The 19695-nt window shown below is 73.1% G+C and carries 15 protein-coding genes and 1 riboswitch; of the genes, 13 read left to right on the forward strand and 2 right to left on the reverse strand.

Features of this window, described 5'->3' with window-relative positions:
• Window positions 1-162 precede the first annotated feature (162 nt).
• A riboswitch (cobalamin riboswitch) is annotated at window positions 163-305 on the forward strand.
• Between the two features lie 99 nt (window positions 306-404).
• The 7 genes from ABZ845_RS00125 to cobI are packed head-to-tail and all read left to right on the forward strand — an operon-like array spanning window position 405 to window position 11306.
• Window positions 405-1388, forward strand: a complete 984-nt coding sequence (locus ABZ845_RS00125) for a cobalamin biosynthesis protein (RefSeq protein WP_360971015.1) — start codon at window positions 405-407, stop codon at window positions 1386-1388.
• Window positions 1385-2893, forward strand: a complete 1509-nt coding sequence (locus ABZ845_RS00130) for a cobyric acid synthase (protein WP_360971017.1) — start codon at window positions 1385-1387, stop codon at window positions 2891-2893. The genes ABZ845_RS00125 and ABZ845_RS00130 overlap by 4 nt, the downstream gene beginning before the upstream one ends.
• Window positions 2890-6546: a cobaltochelatase subunit CobN gene (cobN, locus tag ABZ845_RS00135; RefSeq protein WP_360971020.1), complete on the forward strand. Its 3657-nt coding sequence runs from the start codon at window positions 2890-2892 to the stop codon at window positions 6544-6546. Before ABZ845_RS00130 ends, cobN begins: the two co-directional genes overlap by 4 nt.
• Entirely contained in the window at window positions 6543-8549 is a 2007-nt protein-coding gene (locus tag ABZ845_RS00140; protein WP_360971023.1) for a putative cobaltochelatase, read from the forward strand. The genes cobN and ABZ845_RS00140 overlap by 4 nt, the downstream gene beginning before the upstream one ends.
• A complete protein-coding gene (cobO, locus tag ABZ845_RS00145) occupies window positions 8549-9157 on the forward strand; it encodes a cob(I)yrinic acid a,c-diamide adenosyltransferase (protein ID WP_360971025.1) in 609 nt (202 codons plus the stop codon). Before ABZ845_RS00140 ends, cobO begins: the two co-directional genes overlap by 1 nt.
• Complete coding sequence (locus tag ABZ845_RS00150; RefSeq protein ID WP_360971028.1) at window positions 9151-10560, forward strand: cobyrinate a,c-diamide synthase; 1410 nt, start codon at window positions 9151-9153, stop codon at window positions 10558-10560. Before cobO ends, ABZ845_RS00150 begins: the two co-directional genes overlap by 7 nt.
• Window positions 10557-11306, forward strand: a complete 750-nt coding sequence (cobI, locus tag ABZ845_RS00155) for a precorrin-2 C(20)-methyltransferase (protein WP_360971031.1) — start codon at window positions 10557-10559, stop codon at window positions 11304-11306. The genes ABZ845_RS00150 and cobI overlap by 4 nt, the downstream gene beginning before the upstream one ends.
• A 14-nt stretch (window positions 11307-11320) precedes the next feature.
• Here cobI and ABZ845_RS00160 read toward each other — a convergent pair whose 3' ends face one another.
• Entirely contained in the window at window positions 11321-12049 is a 729-nt protein-coding gene (locus ABZ845_RS00160) for a ZIP family metal transporter (RefSeq protein WP_360971034.1), read from the reverse strand.
• A 103-nt stretch (window positions 12050-12152) separates the two neighbouring features.
• On the opposite strand from ABZ845_RS00160, the gene cobM reads away from it, so the two are divergent.
• The 6 genes from cobM to cobC are packed head-to-tail and all read left to right on the forward strand — an operon-like array spanning window position 12153 to window position 18491.
• Entirely contained in the window at window positions 12153-12971 is an 819-nt protein-coding gene (gene cobM, locus ABZ845_RS00165) for a precorrin-4 C(11)-methyltransferase (RefSeq protein WP_360971037.1), read from the forward strand.
• Window positions 12968-14221, forward strand: a complete 1254-nt coding sequence (cbiE, locus tag ABZ845_RS00170; RefSeq protein WP_360971040.1) for a precorrin-6y C5,15-methyltransferase (decarboxylating) subunit CbiE — start codon at window positions 12968-12970, stop codon at window positions 14219-14221. Before cobM ends, cbiE begins: the two co-directional genes overlap by 4 nt.
• Window positions 14218-15900 carry a precorrin-3B C(17)-methyltransferase gene (gene cobJ / locus ABZ845_RS00175; RefSeq protein WP_360971042.1) on the forward strand — a complete coding sequence of 561 codons (1683 nt, stop codon included), beginning with the start codon at window positions 14218-14220 and terminating at the stop codon, window positions 15898-15900. Before cbiE ends, cobJ begins: the two co-directional genes overlap by 4 nt.
• Window positions 15897-16481: a precorrin-8X methylmutase gene (locus ABZ845_RS00180; RefSeq protein WP_360971045.1), complete on the forward strand. Its 585-nt coding sequence runs from the start codon at window positions 15897-15899 to the stop codon at window positions 16479-16481. Before cobJ ends, ABZ845_RS00180 begins: the two co-directional genes overlap by 4 nt.
• Window positions 16478-17431 carry a sirohydrochlorin chelatase gene (locus ABZ845_RS00185; protein WP_360971048.1) on the forward strand — a complete coding sequence of 318 codons (954 nt, stop codon included), beginning with the start codon at window positions 16478-16480 and terminating at the stop codon, window positions 17429-17431. Before ABZ845_RS00180 ends, ABZ845_RS00185 begins: the two co-directional genes overlap by 4 nt.
• Window positions 17421-18491: an Rv2231c family pyridoxal phosphate-dependent protein CobC gene (cobC, locus tag ABZ845_RS00190; protein WP_360971051.1), complete on the forward strand. Its 1071-nt coding sequence runs from the start codon at window positions 17421-17423 to the stop codon at window positions 18489-18491. Before ABZ845_RS00185 ends, cobC begins: the two co-directional genes overlap by 11 nt.
• Window positions 18492-18559: 68 nt before the next feature.
• On the opposite strand, the gene ABZ845_RS00195 is transcribed toward cobC, so the two are convergent.
• Window positions 18560-19513: an SCO1860 family LAETG-anchored protein gene (locus ABZ845_RS00195; RefSeq protein ID WP_360971054.1), complete on the reverse strand. Its 954-nt coding sequence runs from the start codon at window positions 19511-19513 to the stop codon at window positions 18560-18562.
• Window positions 19514-19695 lie beyond the last annotated feature (182 nt).

Consider the following 19695-nt stretch of genomic DNA (forward strand, 5'->3'; position numbering starts at 1 on the left):
ACACGCGTCGCACCCCCGCAGTGGTCTTCACTGCGGGGGTTCGCCATGTCTGCGGCCACTCTCGCGCGTTGGGACGGAAACCACCGATTCGGGCGACTGACGGCACTTCAGCCGTGTGGGGCTCGGCACACCGCTGCATCGCAGGTCAAGAGCAGGTTGACGGGTGTTCCGGGCACATGGTGGACTGCCGGGGCCAATACGGCGGCAGGAGAGGAAGCCGGTGCGAATCCGGCGCGGTCCCGCCACTGTCACCGGGGAGAAGATCCCCCGGGAGCCAGGAACTCTCACCGCCGGTCTCGTCGAACCAGGGCGTGGACACCCTGAGTGAGGACATATCGCCATGCGCGGCTGCCTGTTGAGGTTCAGCGACCGGGTTCTGCCCCACCCCGCGGTCGGCTGAGCCGATGAGTGCCGATCGCGTCTTCGCGTACGGCGCGGGCCTCGGCCTCCTCGGTGACCACCTGCTCGGCGATCCCCGCCGCGGGCACCCGGTCGCCGCGTTCGGGCGAGCCGCGTCCGCCGTGGAGCGGATGCTGTGGCGGGACCACCGCGGGCGGGGCGCGCTGCACACCGCCGTCTGCGTGGGCGGCGCCGTGTCCCTCGCGGCGCTCGCCGCGTCGGCCGTGCGTCCCTCCCGTGCCGGATCCATCGCCCTCACCGCCGCCGCCACCTGGTCGGTCGTCGGCGGGACTTCACTCGCCCGAGAGGCCCGGACCATCGGGCGCGCCCTCGAAGCGGGTGACATCGAGGCCGCCCGCGCGCGTCTGCCCCATCTGTGCGGACGGGATCCGCAGGCACTCGACGCCGACGGGATCGCCCGGGCCGTGGTCGAGTCCGTCGCCGAGAACACCTCGGACGCCGTGGTGGGCGCGCTGATGTGGGGAGCCGTGGGCGGGGTGCCCGGGCTCGTCGGCTTCCGGGCCGTCAACACCCTTGACGCGATGGTCGGTCACAAGTCGCCCCGGTATCAGCGGTACGGGTGGGCGTCCGCCCGGCTCGACGACGTCGCCGGGTGGCCGGGGGCGCGTCTGACCGCCCTCCTCGCGGCGGCCTCGGGACCGGATCCGCGCGGGGCCGTACGCGCCTGGCGTATGGACGCCCACCGGCACCCGAGCCCCAACGCCGGGCCCGTGGAAGCGTCGTTCGCGGGTGCGCTCGGGGTACGGCTGGGCGGCACGCTGTCGTACGCGGGACGGGTCGAACACCGGCCCGTGCTCAACGGCGGCGGGGGGCGCGCGGTCCGCGTCCCCGACATCGAACGCGCCGTGAGTCTCTCCAGGCGCGTGACCGTGCTCGCCCTCGGCGTCAGTGTCGCCGGGCGGGCGGGCGCCCGGATGCTGTCCGGAGCGTTCACCCGAGGGCTTCTCGCGAAAGGACGTAAGGCATGAACGGCGGACTGCTCGTCGCCGGTACCACCTCCGACGCGGGCAAGAGCGTTGTGACGGCCGGGATCTGCCGGTGGCTCGTGCGGCAGGGGGTCAAGGTCGCGCCCTTCAAGGCGCAGAACATGTCCCTCAACTCCTTCGTCACACGCGAGGGCGCCGAGATCGGACGGGCGCAGGCCATGCAGGCGCAGGCGTGCCGTATCGAGCCCACCGCGCTGATGAACCCGGTCCTGCTCAAGCCGGGCAGCGACCGCAGCAGTCAGGTCGTCCTCATGGGCAAGCCGGTGGGCGAACTCAGTGCGCGCGGCTACCACGGCGGACGGCAGGAGGCACTTCTCGGCACCGTGCTGGACTGCCTCGCCGAGTTGCGGGGCACGTATGACGCGGTGATCTGTGAGGGGGCCGGAAGTCCCGCCGAGATCAATCTGCGGCGGACCGACATCGTGAACATGGGGATCGCGCGCAATGCGCGACTGCCCGTGCTCGTCGTGGGCGACATCGACCGCGGCGGTGTCTTCGCCTCGTTCTTCGGCACCGTCGCCCTGCTCTCCCCCGAGGACCAGGAACTCGTCGCCGGGTTCCTGGTCAACAAGTTCCGCGGGGACGTCTCGCTGCTCGAGCCCGGGCTCGACATGCTGCACGGTCTCACCGGGCGGCGGACGTACGGCGTCCTGCCCTTCCGGCACGGCCTCGGGATCGACGAGGAGGACGGGCTCAGGGTCTCCCTGCGCGGGACCGTACGCGAGTCCTCCGTGGCCCCGCCCGCCGGCGAGGACGTCCTGCGGATCGCCGTCTGCGCGATCCCCCTCATGTCCAACTTCACCGACGTGGACGCCCTGGCCGCCGAACCGGGCGTCGTCGTACGGTTCGTGGACCGGCCCGAGGAACTCGCCGACGCCGACCTCGTCGTCGTCCCGGGCACCCGTGGCACGGTCAGGGCCCTGGAGTGGCTGCGCGAGAGGCGACTGGCTCAGGCCCTCGTACGGCGGGCCGCGGAAGGGCGGCCGGTCCTCGGCATCTGCGGCGGGTTCCAGATCCTCGGGGAGCACATCGAGGACGAGGTGGAGAGCCGCCAGGGCCATGTGGACGGGCTCGGGGTGCTGCCCGTGCGCGTACGGTTCGCGCGCGAGAAGACCCTCACCCGCCCCTCCGGCGAGGCACTCGGCGAGAGCGTGGAGGGATACGAGATCCACCACGGGGTCGCCGAAGTCACCGGCGGGGAAGCCTTCTTGGACGGCTGCCGGGTCGGCCGGACCTGGGGCACGCACTGGCACGGCTCGCTGGAGTCCGACGGCTTCCGCCGTGCCTTCCTGCGCGAGGTCGCCGCCGCCGCGGGCCGCCGCTTCGTGCCGGCCCCCGACACTTCGTTCGCCAGGCTGCGCGAGGAACAGCTCGACCGGCTCGGCGACCTGATCGAACAGCACGCGGACACGGACGCGCTGTGGCGGCTCATCGAGTCCGGCGCGCCGCAAGGACTGCCTTTCATTCCACCGGGAGCGCCCGCATGAGCACAGTGTTGTTGTTGTCGACCGCCGACACCGATCTGCTGGCGGCCCGTGCCTCCGGCGCGTCCTACCGGATCGGCAACCCGACCCGCGTGGACGTCACGGACGAACTCCCCCGCCTGGTCGAGGGCGCGGACATCGCGGTCGTACGGCTGCTGGGCGGAAAGCGCGCCTGGGAGGACGGGCTCGCCGCCCTCAAGGCGTCCGGCGTCCCGACCGTGCTGCTCGGCGGCGAGAGCGTGCCCGACGCCGAGCTGATGGCGGAGTCGTCGGCACCCGCGGGCGTCGTCGCCGAGGCGCTGCGGTACCTCGTCGAGGGCGGGCCCGCCAACCTCACGGAACTGGCCCGCTTCCTGTCCGACACCGTACTGCTCACCGGCGAGGGCTTCGCCGAGCCGCAGAAGATGCCCGAGTACGGCGTCCACGGCGAGCGCACCCGCGTCGAGGGCCGCCCCACCGTGGGCGTGCTCTTCTACCGCGCCCACGAACTCAGCGGCAACACCGCCTTCGTGGACACGCTGTGCGACGCGATCGAGGCGCAGGGCGCGAACGCCCTTCCGGTGTACTGCGGTTCGCTGCGCGGCGCGGACGCCGGGCTGTACGAGATCCTCGGCCGGGCCGACGCCCTGGTCGCCACCGTGCTCGCCGCGGGCGGTACCCACGCCTCGCAGGCGTCGGCGGGCGGAGACGAGGAGGCCTGGGACGTCGGGGCGCTGGCCGACCTCGACATCCCCGTCCTGCAAGGACTGTGCCTCACCTCCTCGCGCACCGCGTGGGACGAGTCCGACGCCGCCCTCTCCCCCCTGGACGCGGCGATGCAGGTCGCGATCCCGGAGTTCGACGGGCGGATCGTCACGGTCCCCTTCTCCTTCAAGGAGCAGGGCCCGGACGACGTCCCGGTCTACATCGCCGACCCCGAGCGGGCCGCGCGCGTCGCCGGGATCGCCGTGCGCCACGCCCGGCTGCGGCACAAGCCGAACGCGGAGAAGAGGATCGCGCTCGTCTTCACCGCCTATCCGACCAAGCACTCGCGGGTGGGCAACGCGGTCGGACTCGACACTCCCGCCTCGGCGGTACGCGTCCTGGACGCCCTGCGCGACGCCGGATACGGGCTCACCGACTACCCCTCGGGTGGCGACGAACTCATCCACCGCCTCATCGAGGCCGGCGGACATGACGTCGAATGGCTGACCGAGGAGCAGCTGGCCGCCGCGCCCGCGCGGGTGCCGCTCGCCGACTACCGCGCCTGGTTCGACAAGCTCGAGCCCGGACTGCGGGACGCGATGCTTCAGGCGTGGGGCGAGCCGCCGGGCGGCCTGTACGTGGACGGGGACGACATCGTGCTGGCGTCCCTCCGGTTCGGGAACGTCGTCGTGATGATCCAGCCGCCGCGTGGCTTCGGCGAGAACCCGATCGCGATCTACCACGACCCGGACATGCCCCCGTCGCACCACTACATGGCGGCCTACCGCTGGCTGGAGAACAGTTTCGGCGCCGACGCCGTCGTCCACATGGGCAAGCACGGCACGATGGAGTGGCTGCCGGGCAAGGGACTCGGGCTGTCGCACGGGTGCGCGCCGGACGCCGTCCTCGGCGACCTGCCCCTGATCTACCCGTTCATCGTCAACGACCCCGGCGAGGGCACCCAGGCCAAACGGCGCGGGCACGCCACGGTCGTCGACCACCTCGTACCGCCGATGGCGCGTGCCGACACCTACGGCGACCTGGCCAAGCTGGAACAGCTCCTCGACGAGTACGCGCTCGTGTCGGATCTGGACCCGGTCAAGGCCCCCGCCGTGCGGGCCCAGATCTGGACCCTCGTCAAGGCCGCCGAACTGCACCACGACCTGCACGTGGACGAACAGCCGGACGACAACGAGTTCGACGAGTTCGTCATGCACATCGACGGCTATCTGTGCGAGATCAAGGACGTGCAGATCCGCGACGGCCTCCACATCCTGGGAGGCGGGCCGGAGGGCGAGCCGCGCGTCAACCTGGTGCTCGCCGTGCTGCGCGCCTCGCAGGTGTGGGGCGGGCAGGCGAACGCGCTGCCGGGCCTGCGGGCGTCGCTGGCCGCGCACTTCGGGCTGGAGGAGAAGGAGCTCCTGGCCGAGCCCGGCGCCCCGGTGAAGGTGCCGGTGGAGCTGACGGACCTGGTGGAAGGTCCCTCGCGCACGGGCGCCGACGCGATCGACCTGCTGGAACAGCTGTGCCGGCGGATCGCGGAGAGCATGGAGGAGCGTGCCTGGGCGGCCGAGGAGAGCGCCGCCCTGGTACGGGAGGTGCTCGGCGGTGCCGAACTCCCCGACGCGGTGGCGGTGCTGGAGTTCGCCTGCACCGAGGTCGTGCCGCGACTCGCCCGCACCACGGACGAGATCGGCCACATCCTCAGGGCGCTCGACGGCGGCTACGTCCCGGCGGGCCCCTCCGGCTCACCGACCCGTGGCCTCGTCAATGTGCTGCCGACCGGCCGCAACTTCTACTCGGTCGACCCCAAGGCCATTCCGTCACGGCTGAGCTGGGAGGTCGGGCAGTCGCTGGCCGACTCGCTCGTGGCGCGGTACCTCCAGGACACCGGCGAGTACCCGAAGTCCGTCGGCCTCACCGTGTGGGGCACGTCCGCCATGCGCACCCAGGGCGACGACATCGCCGAGATCCTGGCACTGCTGGGCTGCCGCCCGGCGTGGGACGACGCCTCGCGCCGTGTCACGGGCTTCGAGATCGTGCCGCTCGCCGAGCTGGGCCGCCCCCGCATCGACGTCACGGTCCGCATCTCCGGCTTCTTCCGGGACGCGTTCCCGCACGTGGTGGGGCTGATCGACGACGCGGTACGGGCGGTGTCCGAGCTGGACGAGCCCGCCGGGTCGAACTTCGTACGGGCACACGTGGACGAGGACGCGGCACAGCACGGCGACCGGCGGCGCGCGACGGCCCGGATCTTCGGGTCGAAGCCGGGGGCGTACGGCGCGGGTCTGCTGCCGCTGATCGACGCGCGGAACTGGCGGTCAGACGCGGATCTGGCCGAGGTGTACGCGGTGTGGGGCGGTTACGCCTACGGGCGCGGCCTCGACGGGCGGGCGGCGCGCGGGGACATGGAGACGGCGTTCCGGCGGATCGCGGTGGCGGCGAAGAACGTCGACACCAGGGAGCACGACCTTGTCGACGCCGACGACTACTTCCAGTACCACGGCGGCATGGTCGCGATGGTGCGGCATCTGACGGGGGCCAACCCCGAGGCGTACGTGGGTGATTCGGCTGTGCCGGACCAGGTGAGGACCCGGACTCTGGGCGAGGAGACGCACAGGGTCTTCCGGGCCCGGGTGGTCAACCCCAGGTGGATGGCCGCGATGCGGCGCCATGGCTACAAGGGCGCTTTCGAGATGGCCGCGACCGTGGACTACCTCTTCGGGTACGACGCCACCGCCGGGGTCGTGGACGACTGGATGTACGAGAAGCTCAGCGCCGAATACGTCTTCGACGCCGAGAACCAGGAGTTCATGCGGAAGTCCAACCCCTGGGCGCTGCGCGGCATCACGGAACGGTTGCTGGAGGCGGCCGACCGTGGCCTGTGGGCGGAGCCGGACGCGGACACGCTGGAGCGGCTGCGCGCCACCTATCTGGAGCTCGAAGGCGATCTGGAAGGCGACGAGAAGTGAGTACCCCCTTTCCGTTCACGGCCGTCGTAGGCCAGGACGACCTGCGGCTCGCGCTGCTGCTGAACGCCGTGTCACCCGCCGTCGGCGGTGTACTGGTGCGCGGCGAGAAGGGCACCGCCAAGTCCACGGCCGTGCGCGCTCTTTCGGCGCTGCTGCCCGCGGTGGACGTGGTCCCCGGGTGCCGGTTCTCGTGCGCCCCGGGCGCCCCGGACCCCGCTTGCCCGGACGGGCCGCACGAGGCGGCGAGCGGTGCACAGCGGCCCGCCCGCATGGTCGAACTGCCCGTGGGCGCCTCCGAGGACCGGCTCGTGGGCGCGCTCGACATCGAGCGGGCGCTCGCCGAGGGCGTGAAGGCCTTCGAGCCGGGGCTGCTGGCCGACGCACACCGCGGAATCCTGTACGTCGATGAGGTCAACCTCCTCCACGATCATCTGGTCGACCTGCTTCTGGACGCCGCCGCCATGGGTGCCTCCTATGTCGAGCGCGAGGGTGTCTCCGTACGGCACGCGGCGCGCTTCCTGCTCGTCGGGACGATGAACCCCGAGGAAGGCGAACTGCGGCCGCAGTTGCTGGACCGGTTCGGGCTGACCGTCGAAGTCGCCGCCTCGCGCGAGCCCGACCAGCGTGTGGAGGTCGTGCGGCGCCGGCTCGCGTACGACGACGACCCGGCCGGATTCGCCGCGCGGTGGGCCGACGAGGAGGCCGCCGTGCGTGCGCGGATCGTGGCGGCGCGCACGCTGCTGCCGTCCGTGCGGCTCGGGGACGGCGCGCTGCGGCAGATCGCGGCGACCTGTGCCGCCTTCGAAGTGGACGGCATGCGCGCCGACATCGTGATGGCGCGTACCGCCACCGCGCTGGCCGCCTGGGCGGGGCGGACCGACGTGCTCGCCGAGGACGTACGGCAGGCCGCGCTGCTCGCTCTTCCGCACCGGCGGCGGCGCAACCCCTTCGACGCGCCCGGCCTTGACGAGGACAAGCTGGACGAGACGCTGGAGGAGTTCGGGGGCCCGGAGGACGACGACCCGGACCCTGGTCCGGACGGGCCCGGAGGGGGCGGTGGGCAGCCGTCGCCGGAGGAGGGTCCGGGCGGCGGTGACACCGCCGCGCGGCCCGAGGCCGGGGAGAGCGGACAGCCGGAGGCCTCCGGCGCCGGGGAGCAGCAGGCTGTTCGCGCTTCCGAGCCCTTTCGCACCAAGGTGCTGAGTGTCCCCGGCATCGGTGAGGGTGCCGCCGGGCGGCGGTCGCGGGCCCGTACCGAGCACGGGCGCACCACTGCGGCGCGCCGGCCCCGGGGAACGCTCACCAAACTGCATCTGGCGGCCACCGTGCAGGCGGCGGCGCCACACCAGCGGGCAAGGGGGCGGTCGGGTCCCGGGCTCGTGGTGCGCCGGGACGATCTGCGGCAGGCGGTGCGCGAGGGCCGTGAGTCGAATCTCGTGCTGTTCGTCGTGGACGCCTCCGGCTCGATGGCGGCGCGCCGGCGTATGAGCGCCGTGAAGGGTGCCGTCGTGTCGCTGCTGCTCGACGCCTACCAGCGGCGGGACAAGGTGGGTCTTGTGACCTTCCGCGGTAGTGACGCGCAGGTCGCGCTGCCGCCGACCTCGTCCGTGGACGCGGCCGCGGCCCGGCTGGAGTCGCTGCCGACGGGCGGCCGTACGCCGCTGGCCGCCGGGCTGCTCAAGGCTCACGAGGTGCTGCGGGTCGAGCGGCTGAGGGACCCCGCGCGGCGGGCGCTCGTGGTCGTGGTGACGGACGGGCGGGCCACCGGCGGCGTGGAGCCCGTCGCGCTGGCCGGGCGTGCGGCGGGGCTGCTGGCCGGAGAGGGGGTCGCGTCCGTCGTCGTGGACTGCGAGTCGGGGCCCGTACGGCTGGGGCTCGCCGGTCGGCTCGCGGGGCAGTTGGGCGGTACGGCCGTCTCGCTGGACGAGTTGCGGGCCGACGCGATCGCCGGTCTGGTCAGGGAAGTGCAGGGGACGCAGAGGACTTCGAGGAGGGCCGCGTAATGCCGCAGGGACAGCCCAGTGTCGTGCCGGAGGACGGTCTGACGACCCGCCAGCGGCGCAACCGTCCGCTCGTCGTCGTGCATACGGGCATCGGGAAGGGCAAGTCGACCGCCGCCTTCGGGCTCGCGCTGCGCGCCTGGAACCAGGGCTGGCCGATCGGGGTGTTCCAGTTCGTCAAATCGGCGAAGTGGAAGGTCGGCGAGGAGAACGCGCTGCGGGTGCTGGGGGCGTCCGGCGAGGGCGGGACCGTCGACTGGCACAAGATGGGCGAGGGCTGGTCGTGGGTGCAGCGCGACATCCAGGGTGACAACTCGACGAACGAGGAGAAGGCCCGGGAGGGCTGGGAGCAGGTCAAGCGTGACCTGGCCGCCGAGACGTACAAGCTGTACGTGCTGGACGAGTTCGCGTACCCCATGCACTGGGGATGGGTCGACACCGACGAGGTCGTGGACGTGCTGCGCCACCGGCCCGGCACCCAGCATGTCGTGATCACCGGGAGGAACGCGCCCGCGAAGCTCGTGGACTTCGCCGACCTCGTCACCGACATGTCCAAGGTCAAGCATCCGATGGACGCCGGCCAGAAGGGCCAGAGAGGCATCGAGTGGTGACGTCCTCGTCCGTGCCCCGGCTGGTCATCGCCGCTCCCGCCTCCGGCAGCGGCAAGACCACCGTCGCCACGGGGCTGATGGCCGCGTTCGCCGCGCGGGGGCTCGCCGTGTCCCCGCACAAGGTCGGGCCCGACTACATCGACCCCGGGTATCACGCGCTCGCCACCGGGCGCGTGGGGCGGAACCTCGACGCGTACATGTGCGGGCCCGAGCTGGTCGCCCCGCTGTTCCTGCACGGGTCGCGCGGGTGTGACCTCGCGGTCGTCGAGGGTGTGATGGGGCTGTACGACGGGGCCGCCGGGGAGGGCGAACTGGCCTCCACCGCGCATGTGGCGAAGCTGCTGCGGGCACCCGTCGTGCTCGTGGTCGACGCGTCCTCGCAGTCCCGGTCGGTGGCCGCGCTGGTGCACGGGTTCGCGTCCTGGGATCCTCAGGTGCGGGTCGGGGGCGTGATCCTGAACAAGGTCGCTTCCGACCGGCACGAGGCGCTGCTGCGGGAGGCGCTGGATGCCGCCGGGGTTCCTGTGCTCGGCGCCTTGCGGCGGGCTGATCAGGTCGGCACGCCGTCGCGGCACCTGGGGCTGGTGCCGGTCGCCGAGCGGCGGGCCGAAGCGGTCGAGGCCGTGGAGGCCATGGCCTCACAGGTGGCTCAGGGGTGCGATCTCGCCGCGCTGGCCGAACTTGCCCGCAGTGCGGGTCCGTTGCCCGGTGCGGCCTGGAACGCGGCTGAGGTTCTGGGGGCCCCCGCTCCCGGGCCCACGAGCAGAGAGGTGCCCCCGGACAGGCTGGATGTGACCGGCGTTGTCAAGGTCGCCGTCGCCGGTGGGGCCGCGTTCACCTTCTCCTATGCCGAGAACACCGAGCTGCTCGCCGCCGCCGGTGCCGAAGTCGTCCCGTTCGATCCCTTGCGGGACGAGCGGTTGCCCGAAGGGACGCGGGGGCTCGTCATCGGGGGCGGGTTCCCGGAGGTGTACGCCTCCGAGCTGTCCGCCAACGACCCCCTCCGCAAGGCGGTCGCCGACTTCGCCCTGAGCGGGGCGCCTGTTGCCGCCGAGTGTGCGGGGCTGCTGTATCTGTGCCGGGAGCTGGACGGGCGGCCGATGTGCGGGGTGCTGGACGCGCGGGCCCGTATGAGTGAGCGGCTCACGCTCGGCTACCGGGACGCGGTGGCCGTGGGGGACAGCGTGCTGGCCGCGGAGGGGACGCGGATGCGCGGGCACGAGTTCCACCGCACCGTCGTGGAGCCCGGTGCCGGGGCGGCTCCCGCCTGGGGGATGCGCGCCCCCCTCCGGCGCGTCGAAGGTTTCGTAGAACGCGGTGTGCACGCGAGTTATCTGCACACGCACTGGGCCGCCGAGCCCGGTGTGGCCCGTCGGTTCGTGGAGAGGTGCCGGACGTCATGAGCAGCAGGCTGACCGGAGTCGGGGTGGGCCCCGGGGACCCGGAGCTGGTGACCGTCAAGGGCGTCAACGCTCTGCGGGACGCCGATGTCGTCGTCGTGCCCGTGATGGCCGGTGCAGACGGGACGGACGGCGGGGAGCCCGGGCGGGCCGAGTCGACCGTGCTGCACTACGTGCCGAAGGAGAAGACCGTACGTGTCGTGTTCGCGCTCAACGAGCGCAGCGACCGCGCGCGGCGTGAGGCGGCCTGGGACACGGCCGGGGAGCGCGTGGCCCGCCTCCTTCAGGAGCACTCGGCCGTCGCGTTCGCCACCATCGGCGATCCCAACGTGTACTCGACGTTCACCTATCTCGCGCAGACCGTGCAGGAGCTCGTGCCGGGGACCGTCGTCGAGACCGTGCCCGGCATCACCGCCATGCAGGACCTCGCGGCACGGTCCGGGGCCGTGCTGACCGAGGGCACCGAGCCGCTCACGCTCGTGCCCGTGACCGCCGGGTCAGGTGTGCTGAAGGACGCGCTGGAAGGGCCCGGCACGGTCGTGGCGTACAAGTTCGGGCGTCAGGCTCGGGAGATCGCCGGGATCCTGCGGGAGACCGGGCGGCTCGACGACGCCGTGTGGGGCTCCGCTCTCGGGCTGCCCGGGGAGTCCATCCGGCCCGCCTCCGATCTCGACGGCGGCCCGCTGCCCTATCTGTCGACGCTCATCGCCCCCGCCCGGCGCGACGGCACGCGGGGCGGCAAGCTGTGACCGGCGGCAGCAGATCAGCCGGCGAGGCCCACCACGAGCCAGATGAACGCCGCGCCCGCGATCGTGCACAGCAGGGTCGAGCGGGCGGGGTGGACGTGGTGCGCCTCGGGAAGGATCTCGGCGGCTGCCAGGTAGAGGAGCACTCCGCCGAAGAGCCCCAGATAGCCGCCGAGCAGCTTCTCGGGGATGGTGAACGCCAGCGTGGACGCGGCGCCCAGGACGGGTGCCGCGGCATCCGCGACGAGCATCATGATGGCCTTGCGGCGGGCGTTGCCGTACAGGCTGGTGATCGTGTAGGTGTTGAAGCCGTCCGCGAAGTCGTGCGCGATCACCGCGAGCGCGACCGCGGCGCCCATGCCCCCGCCCACCTGGAACGCGGCACCGATCGCGACACCGTCCATGGCGCTGTGCCCCACCATCGCCCCGGCCGCCGTCAGGCCCACCTCGGGCGCCCGGTGGTTGTGCTCGTCCGCGCCATGTGCGGCGGCGCGCGCGGCCAGCAGGCGCTCCACCAGGTGGGCCAGCAGGAAGCCGGCCACGAACAGCAGCAGCGCCGCGGGTACGCCGAACACCTCGCCGCCCGCCGCGCGCAGTGCCTCCGGCAGCAGGTCGAGGCCGACCACTCCGAGCATCAGTCCCCCGGCCAGGCCGAGGACGAGATGGCGGCGATCGGTCACACGCTGTGCCGTCCATCCGCCGGCCAGCGTCATCAGGAACGCGCCGAGCGCGACGAAGACCGCCATATGACCTTGCTATCCAATCGATCTCTGTGCACTCAGGACCGGCGGCCTTCTGCGCACCGCTGTTCCGCACTGCTCAAACTTTCGTAGGAGAGGAAAGATTCCCATGGCCGATGCCACCACCGGCAAGGTGACCTTCGTCGGCGCCGGCCCCGGCGCCGCCGACCTGCTGACCTTCCGCGCCGCGCGCGCCATCGCCGAGGCCGACATCGTGATCTGGGCGGCCAGCCTCGTGCAGGCGGAAGTCCTCGATCACGCCCGGGAGGACGCCGAGATCCTCGACTCGGCCACACTGTCCCTGGAGGACGTCGTCGCCGTCTACCGGCGTGCTCACGACGAGGGTCTGACGGTCGCGCGGATCCACTCCGGCGACCCGGCTCTGTGGGGCGGAACACAGGAGCAGCTCGACCGCTGCGCGGAGCTCGGCATCGAGACGGAGATCGTCCCGGGCGTCTCGGCGTTCTCCGCCGTGGCCGCGCTCGCCGGGCGTGAACTGACGATCCCCGAGGTCGCGCAGTCCGTGGTGCTGACCCGCCTCGGCGGCGGCAAGACGCCGATGCCGCCCGGGGAGGAGGTGCGGGAGTTCGCCCGGCACGGCACCACCATGGCGATCTTCCTGTCCGCTGCCCGCAGCGGACAGCTGGTGCGGGAGCTGCTGGAGGGCGGCTACCCGACCGGCACCCCGGTCGTGGTGGCCTACCAGGCGACCTGGCCCGAGGAACTGGTCGTGCGGTGCACGATCGGCACGCTGGAGGCGACCGTCAAGGAACACAAGCTCTGGAAGCACACGCTGTTCCTGGTCGGTCCGGCCCTCGACGCGCACGGCACGCGCTCGCATCTGTACCACCCGGGCCACTTCCACGGTTACCGCAAGGCCGACCCCGAGGCCCGCAGGGCCCTGCGCTCCCGTGGGGCGAGTACATGATCACGGTCGTCGGTACGGGCACGGGTACGGGGCTCCCTGTCCCGTCCGATGTGCTGGCCGGGGCCGAGCTGGTGGTGGGCGGACGGCGGCATCTGGAGGCCGCCGTGCTGCCACGGGAGGCCGAGCGGATCGTCCTCGGGCCGCTGGCCCCCGCGCTCGACACGGTGGAGCGGTATGTCGCCGAGGGACGGCGGGTCGTGGTGCTGGCCTCCGGGGACCCCGGGTTCTTCGGGATCGTCCGGGCGCTTGCCGAACGGTTCGACGCCGAGCGGCTCGATGTGCGGCCCGGGGTGTCCTCGGTGGCCGCCGCGTTCGCGCGGCTCGGGCTGCCGTGGGACGACGCGGTCGTGGTGAGCGCGCACGGGCGTGATCTGCGCACGGCGGTGAACGTGTGCCGGGCGCGGCCGAAGGTCGCCGTGCTGACCGGGCCGGGCGCCGGTCCCGCCGAGCTGGGGGCTGCGCTCGCCCACGCCCCTGGTGAGCGCATCCTCGTGGTGGCGAGCGCGCTGGGCGATCCGGAACATGAACGCGTGGAGCGGGTGACGCCCGCCGAAGCGGCGGCGCGCGACTGGGGTACGGCGGTGAGCGTCGTCCTGTCTCTCGACGCGTCGCGCGCGCTGGGCCCCGGCCCCGTGCGTACGGTCGCGGGTCCGCCTCCCGGGCCGACCGAGTGGGCTCTGGAGGAGAGTGCGTTCGCTCACCGCGACTCGATGATCACCAAGTTCGAGGTGCGCGCACTGGCGCTGGCGCGGCTCGGGCCGCGCCCCGGGGACCTCGTCTGGGACGTCGGTGCAGGCTCCGGGTCGGTCGCGGTCGAGTGCGCGCGGCTCGGCGCCGCCGTCAGCGCCGTGGAGAAGACACCGGACGGGGTGGAGCGGGTCCGTGCCAACGCGGCGGCGCACGAGGTGGACGTGCACGTCGTGCACGGCGCCGCTCCGGCCGTGCTGGACTCGCTCGCCGACCCGGACGCGGTGTTCGTCGGCGGCGGCGGAGGCGAGCTGCCGGCCATCGTCGCCGCGTGCGCGGCGCGGGCCCGGCGGTCGGTGGTGATCGCCATGGCCGCCCTGGACCGGGTGCCGGCGGCCCGCGAGGCGCTCGTCTCGGCCGGGTTCTCCTGTGACGGCGTGCTGCTGCAGTCGTCGCGGCTCGCGCCGCTGCCGGGCCAGGTGACCCGGCTCGCGGCGACCAATCCCGTCTTTCTGCTGTGGGGCACACGTCCCGTGGCGCATACCGAAGGAGTTGCTCAGTGATCGGCCTGATTTCCGCCACCGCGGCGGGGACGGCGGCGCGCGACCGGCTGGCCGCGGCGTGGCCGGACCGCACGAGGGTGTACGAAGGGCCCGTCGGGGAGGCCGTACGGGCCGCGTTCGCGGAGTGCGAGCAGCTGGTTTGCTTCCTGGCGACGGGCGCCGTCGTACGTCTCATCGCCCCACTGCTGGGTGAGAAGACGTCCGACCCGGGCGTGGTGTGCGTGGACGAGGGCGGCCGGTTCGCGGTGTCGCTGGTCGGCGGACACGGCGGCGGGGCCAATGGACTCGCGCGTGAGGTGGGCGCGCTGCTGGGGGCCGAGCCGGTGGTGACGACGGCGACGGACGCCGTGGGGCTGCCGGGTCTCGACACGCTCGGACTGCCGTACGAGGGGGCCCTCGCCGCGGTGTCGCGGGCCCTGCTGGACGGTGAATCCGTGGCCCTGGAGGCCGAGGTGCCCTGGCCGCTTCCTCCGCTGCCGACAGCGGCGGATGGGGCGTACTCGATCCGGGTGACGGACCGGGCCGTGGAGCCGGGTGAGCGGGAGGTGCTCTTGCGTCCGCCGTCGCTGGTGGCCGGCGTCGGCGCCTCCAAGGGTGCTCCCGTGGAGGAGGTGCTGGAGCTGGTGGAAGGAGCCCTGCGGGACGCCGGGCTCTGCGCGCTCTCGCTCGCCGAACTCGCCACCGTCGACGCCAAGGCCGGCGAACCGGGCATCGTGGAGGCGGCGCGGCGCCTCGGGGTGCCCGTGGTGACGTACCCCGCCGACGAGTTGGCGCGGGTGGAGGTGCCCAATCCGTCCGATGCGCCGCTGGCCGCGGTCGGCACTCCGTCGGTGGCGGAGGCGGCGGCGCTCGTGCGAGGCGGTGAACTGCTCGTGCCGAAGCGGAAGTCGGCCGCGTCTCCCGCGATGGCGACCTGTGCCGTCGTACGCCGTCCGGGGCGCGGGCGCCTGGCCGTCGTGGGGCTCGGGCCGGGTGCCCGGGACCTGGTGACGCCGCGTGCGCGGGACGAGTTGCGGCGTGCGTCCGTGCTGGTCGGGCTCGACCAGTACGTGGACCAGATCCGCGATCTGCTGCGGCCCGGCACCCGGGTCCTGGAGTCGGGGCTCGGTGCCGAGGAGGAGCGGGCACGCACGGCGGTGGCCGAGGCTCGCAAGGGGCATGCCGTGGCGCTGATCGGCAGCGGCGACGCCGGTGTGTACGCGATGGCGTCCCCGGCGCTGGCCGAGGCGTCCGACGACATCGACGTGGTCGGGGTGCCCGGTGTCACGGCCGCGCTCGCGGCGGGCGCGATCCTCGGCGCCCCGCTGGGCCACGACCATGTGTCGATCAGCCTGTCCGATCTGCACACGCCCTGGGAGGTCATCGAGCGGCGTGTGATGGCCGCGGCCGAGTCCGACCTGGTCGTGACCTTCTACAACCCCCGCAGCCGGGGCCGTGACTGGCAGCTGCCGAAGGCGCTGTCGATCCTCGCCGGGCACCGGGCGCCGGGCACACCGGTCGGTGTCGTACGGAACGCGTCGCGGCCGGACGAGTCCAGCCGGGTGACGACCTTGGCCGCGCTCGACCCGGCGACGGTCGACATGATGACCGTCGTGACCGTGGGCAACACGGCGACCCGTGACATCGCGGGGCGCATGGTGACACCGCGCGGCTACCGCTGGCAGGAGGAACCGAAGTGAACCGTGTGATCCACCCGATCGAGCAGGAGTCCTTCCGGCGGCTGCGCTCCCGCCTGGACACCTCGCACTTCCCGCCGCTGACACGGGCGGTGGTGGAGCGGGTCATCCACTCCGCCGCCGACCTCGACTACGCGGACGACCTCGTCATGGACGAGAGCGACCTGGTCAAGGCGCACGCGGCGCTGCACGGGGGCGCGCCGGTGGTCGTGGACGTGGAGATGGTGGCCGCAGGGATCACCCGGCGCGAGACCGTCTGCCGCCTCAAGGACGCCGTGGCCGGGCCCGGCCTGACGCGTTCGGCGCACGCGATGCGGCTGGCGTACGAGGACGTCGGCCCCGGGGCGCTGTGGGCGATCGGCTGCGCCCCGACCGCCCTGGAGGAACTGCTGCGACTGGACGCCTCGCCCGCGCTGGTGATCGGTCTGCCGGTCGGTTTCGTCGGCGCGGCCGAGTCCAAGGCCGCGCTGCGGGAGAGCGGACTGCCCGCCGTGAGCAACGTGTCCGAGAAGGGCGGTTCGGCGGTCGCCGCCGCCGCGCTCAACGCCCTGCTGTACCACCCCACTTCGAAGGAGACCCCGTGACCACCCCGCCGCCCGCCCTGCTCATCGCCGGCCACGGCACCCGGGACGAGGCCGGAGCCGAGGCGTTCCGCGACTTCGTACGGCGGCTGGGGCAGCGCCGTCCCGAACTGCCCGTCGCGGGCGGCTTCATCGAGCTGTCTCCCCCGCCGCTGGGCGAGGCGGTGACCGAGCTGGTGGAGCGCGGGGTACGCCGCTTCGCCGCGGTACCGCTGATGCTCGTGTCCGCCGGGCACGCCAAGGGGGACATCCCGGCGGCGCTCGCGCGGGAGAAGGAGCGGCACCCGGGGATCTCGTACGCCTACGGCCGCCCGCTGGGCCCGCACCCGGCCCTGCTGAACGTGCTGGAGCGCCGTCTGGACGAGGTGCTCGGCGACGCGGACCGGGGCGAGGTGACGGTGCTGCTGGTCGGGCGGGGCTCGACGGACCCGGATGCCAACGCCGAGGTGTACAAGGCGGCGCGGCTGCTGTGGGAGGGGCGCGGATACGCGGGCGTGGAGACCGCCTTCGTGTCGCTCGCGGCACCCGATGTGCCGAGCGGCCTCGACCGGTGCGTCAGGCTCGGCGCGCGCCGGATCGTCGTCCTGCCCTACTTCCTGTTCACGGGCATCCTGCCGGACCGGGTGCGGCAGCAGTCGCGGGACTGGGCGGCGGCGCACCCGGAGACAGAGGTGCGGTGCGCGGACGTCATCGGTCCTGAGCCGGAACTCCTGGACCTGGTCATGGAGCGGTACGAGGAGGCGGTGAAGGGCGATCTGCGGATGAACTGCGACTCGTGCGTGTACCGGATCGCTCTGCCGGGCTTCGAGGACAAGGTGGGGCTGCCGCAGCAGCCGCACTTCCACCCGGACGACGACGGCCACGACCACGGCAACGGCCACGGCAACGGCAACGGCAACGGCAACGGCCATGGGCATCATCACGGTGGGCACTCGCACTCCCATGCGCACTGAACACGACGGGCGGCACGATCTGCGCCACCACGGGGACGCCGAGGTCCGTGACGACGGTGCGGCGCTGACCGATCTCGCCGTGAACGTGCGCGCGGACACGCCCCCCGCGTGGCTGCGCGAGGTGATCGCGGACTCGCTCGGCGGGCTCGCGGCCTATCCCGACGGGCGGGCCGCTCGGGCGGCGGTCGCGGCGCGGCACGGTCTTCCACCCGAGCGTGTGCTGCTGACGGCCGGCGCGGCCGAGGCGTTCGTGCTGCTCGCGCGGGCGCTGAAGGTGCGCCGGGCGGTCGTGGTGCACCCACAGTTCACGGAGCCGGAGGCGGCGCTGCGTGATGCGGGGCACGCGGTGGACCGGGTGCTGCTGGGGCCCTCGGACGGATTCCGGCTGGATCCGGCGCGGGTTCCCGAGGACGCGGACCTGGTGGTGATCGGCAATCCGACGAACCCGACGTCGGTCCTGCACCCCGCGTCCGCGATCACCGAGCTGGCCCGCCCGGGCCGGACGCTGGTCGTCGACGAGGCGTTCATGGACGCGGTGCCGGGAGAGCGTGAGGCGCTGGCGTCCGTCACGGACGTGCCCGGGCTCGTGGTCCTGCGCAGCCTGACCAAGACCTGGGGGCTCGCGGGTCTGCGGATCGGCTATGTCCTGGCCGCCCCCGAGACGATCGCCGGGCTGGAGCGGGCGCAGCCGCTGTGGCCGGTGTCCACGCCCGCGCTCGTGGCGGCACAGGCGTGTGTGTCGCCCCGGGCGCTGGCGGAGGCCGCGCACGCGGCCCACCGGGTGACGGCGGACCGGGCGCATCTCGTGGCGGGTCTGCGGGAGTTCGGTCCCGACGGGCTGGATGTGGCCGAGCCCGCGGAGGGTCCGTTCGTGCTCGTCCGCCTGGAACGGGCGGTGTCCGTGCGCCGCCATCTGAGGAATCTCGGGTTCGCGGTACGGCGCGGGGACACCTTCCCGGGCCTGGGCGAGGAGTGGCTGCGGTTCGCAGTCCGGGACCGCGCGACGACGAACCGCTTCCTTCAGGCTCTGGACCAGGCGGTGACACTGGCCGGGCCATGAGCCGAGCCGCTCCCACCCGGTGGGGCGCCGGGGCGGTGAGTCACTTGCCCGGCGGGGCCACCGTGCGGTCAGCCCCGGCGGCGGCGTGCCACCCCGATGGCCCCGCCACCGACCGCGAGCAGCGCGATCGCCCCGGCCACGATGTACGGGGTGGCCGAGCTGCCCCCGGTCTCCGCCAGGTCATGGGACTTCGCCGGGGCATCCGCCGCCTTGGCCGGGGCGCCCGCCGCCTTCGCCGGGGCGCCCTGCGGCTTGACGTCCGGCTCGGTGGCCGCCGTCCCCGGACCCGGCGTGCCGGATCCGGCGGGCGCCCCGCAACTGGCGCTCGCAAGCGTCACCGTGCCCTTGACCTCCGCGACGTTCAGGTTCAGCGGGTTCACGGACACCGTGAGCACCAGGGCGGACGCCGCCGCCGTGCGCGAGGACACCCGCGTCGGTGACACCTCCGCCCTCACCTCACCGACGCCGGGGACCTTCACATCGGTGGGACCGCCCGCCGTGGCGGTGACCTTGCGTCCGAGAATGGTCACGGCGCCCAGCAGGTTCGCCGTGGCGACCGGCCTCTTCCCGGGCGCGCACACCGCCTTGGAGGTGACGCCCTCCACCTCGATCAGGGACAGCATGGGCAGTCCGGGAAGGTGGACGCGTGCGTGCGCGAGGCTCGTGGAGGCCTCCGCGCCGTTCGAGGAGACCGTCGCCTTCGCGTCGGCGGCTTCCGCTCGCACCACATCGAAGGGGTGCCCGCCCGCCACCCCGTCCAACTGGGCCGACAGCGCGGTCTCCTGAGCGCTCCTCGGTGCCTGGACCGCGTTGAGGGAGACCGCGAGCGGGACGTTCAGCGTCTTGTTGACCAGGGACACATCGAGCCCGGTGCGCAGGACGAAGGCGCTCGCGCTGCCGTGGTCGCCGGTCGCGGCGGCCGGACCCGCCCCGGCCAGTGCGGCGGGGCCTGCGGCCAGGGCGGTGGCCAGCGCGACGGTGGTCAGCCGGCGTGCGGGCATGCGGAAGGTAGTGCCGTTCATGGTGGTGGGACCCCCAGGGAAGACAAGCTCGGGACCCGGAAAGGATTACGCACCCGGAGTGAACCGTCAGCAACACGGGGTTACTTCACTCCATAGTGGCTTTCCCGCAAGGATCTTCGAAACTCGCGGCACGCTTGTTCCCTGGGGTCGCCGCCACATCCCCCACATCGGGGAGCGCGACG

Origin of the sequence: Streptomyces sp. NPDC047022 (genome assembly GCF_040644155.1) — a bacterium.
GTDB lineage: Bacteria > Actinomycetota > Actinomycetes > Streptomycetales > Streptomycetaceae > Streptomyces.

Coding starts and splice junctions, on each gene's coding strand:
- ABZ845_RS00195 (WP_360971054.1), bottom strand. CDS start 19,513: ATGAACGGCACTACCTTCCGCATGCCCGCACGCCGGCTGACCACCGTC.
- cbiE (WP_360971040.1), top strand. CDS start 12,968: ATGATCACGGTCGTCGGTACGGGCACGGGTACGGGGCTCCCTGTCCCG.
- ABZ845_RS00130 (WP_360971017.1), top strand. CDS start 1,385: ATGAACGGCGGACTGCTCGTCGCCGGTACCACCTCCGACGCGGGCAAG.
- cobO (WP_360971025.1), top strand. CDS start 8,549: ATGCCGCAGGGACAGCCCAGTGTCGTGCCGGAGGACGGTCTGACGACC.
- ABZ845_RS00125 (WP_360971015.1), top strand. CDS start 405: ATGAGTGCCGATCGCGTCTTCGCGTACGGCGCGGGCCTCGGCCTCCTC.
- cobI (WP_360971031.1), top strand. CDS start 10,557: ATGAGCAGCAGGCTGACCGGAGTCGGGGTGGGCCCCGGGGACCCGGAG.
- cobM (WP_360971037.1), top strand. CDS start 12,153: ATGGCCGATGCCACCACCGGCAAGGTGACCTTCGTCGGCGCCGGCCCC.
- ABZ845_RS00160 (WP_360971034.1), bottom strand. CDS start 12,049: ATGGCGGTCTTCGTCGCGCTCGGCGCGTTCCTGATGACGCTGGCCGGC.
- cobN (WP_360971020.1), top strand. CDS start 2,890: ATGAGCACAGTGTTGTTGTTGTCGACCGCCGACACCGATCTGCTGGCG.
- cobC (WP_360971051.1), top strand. CDS start 17,421: ATGCGCACTGAACACGACGGGCGGCACGATCTGCGCCACCACGGGGAC.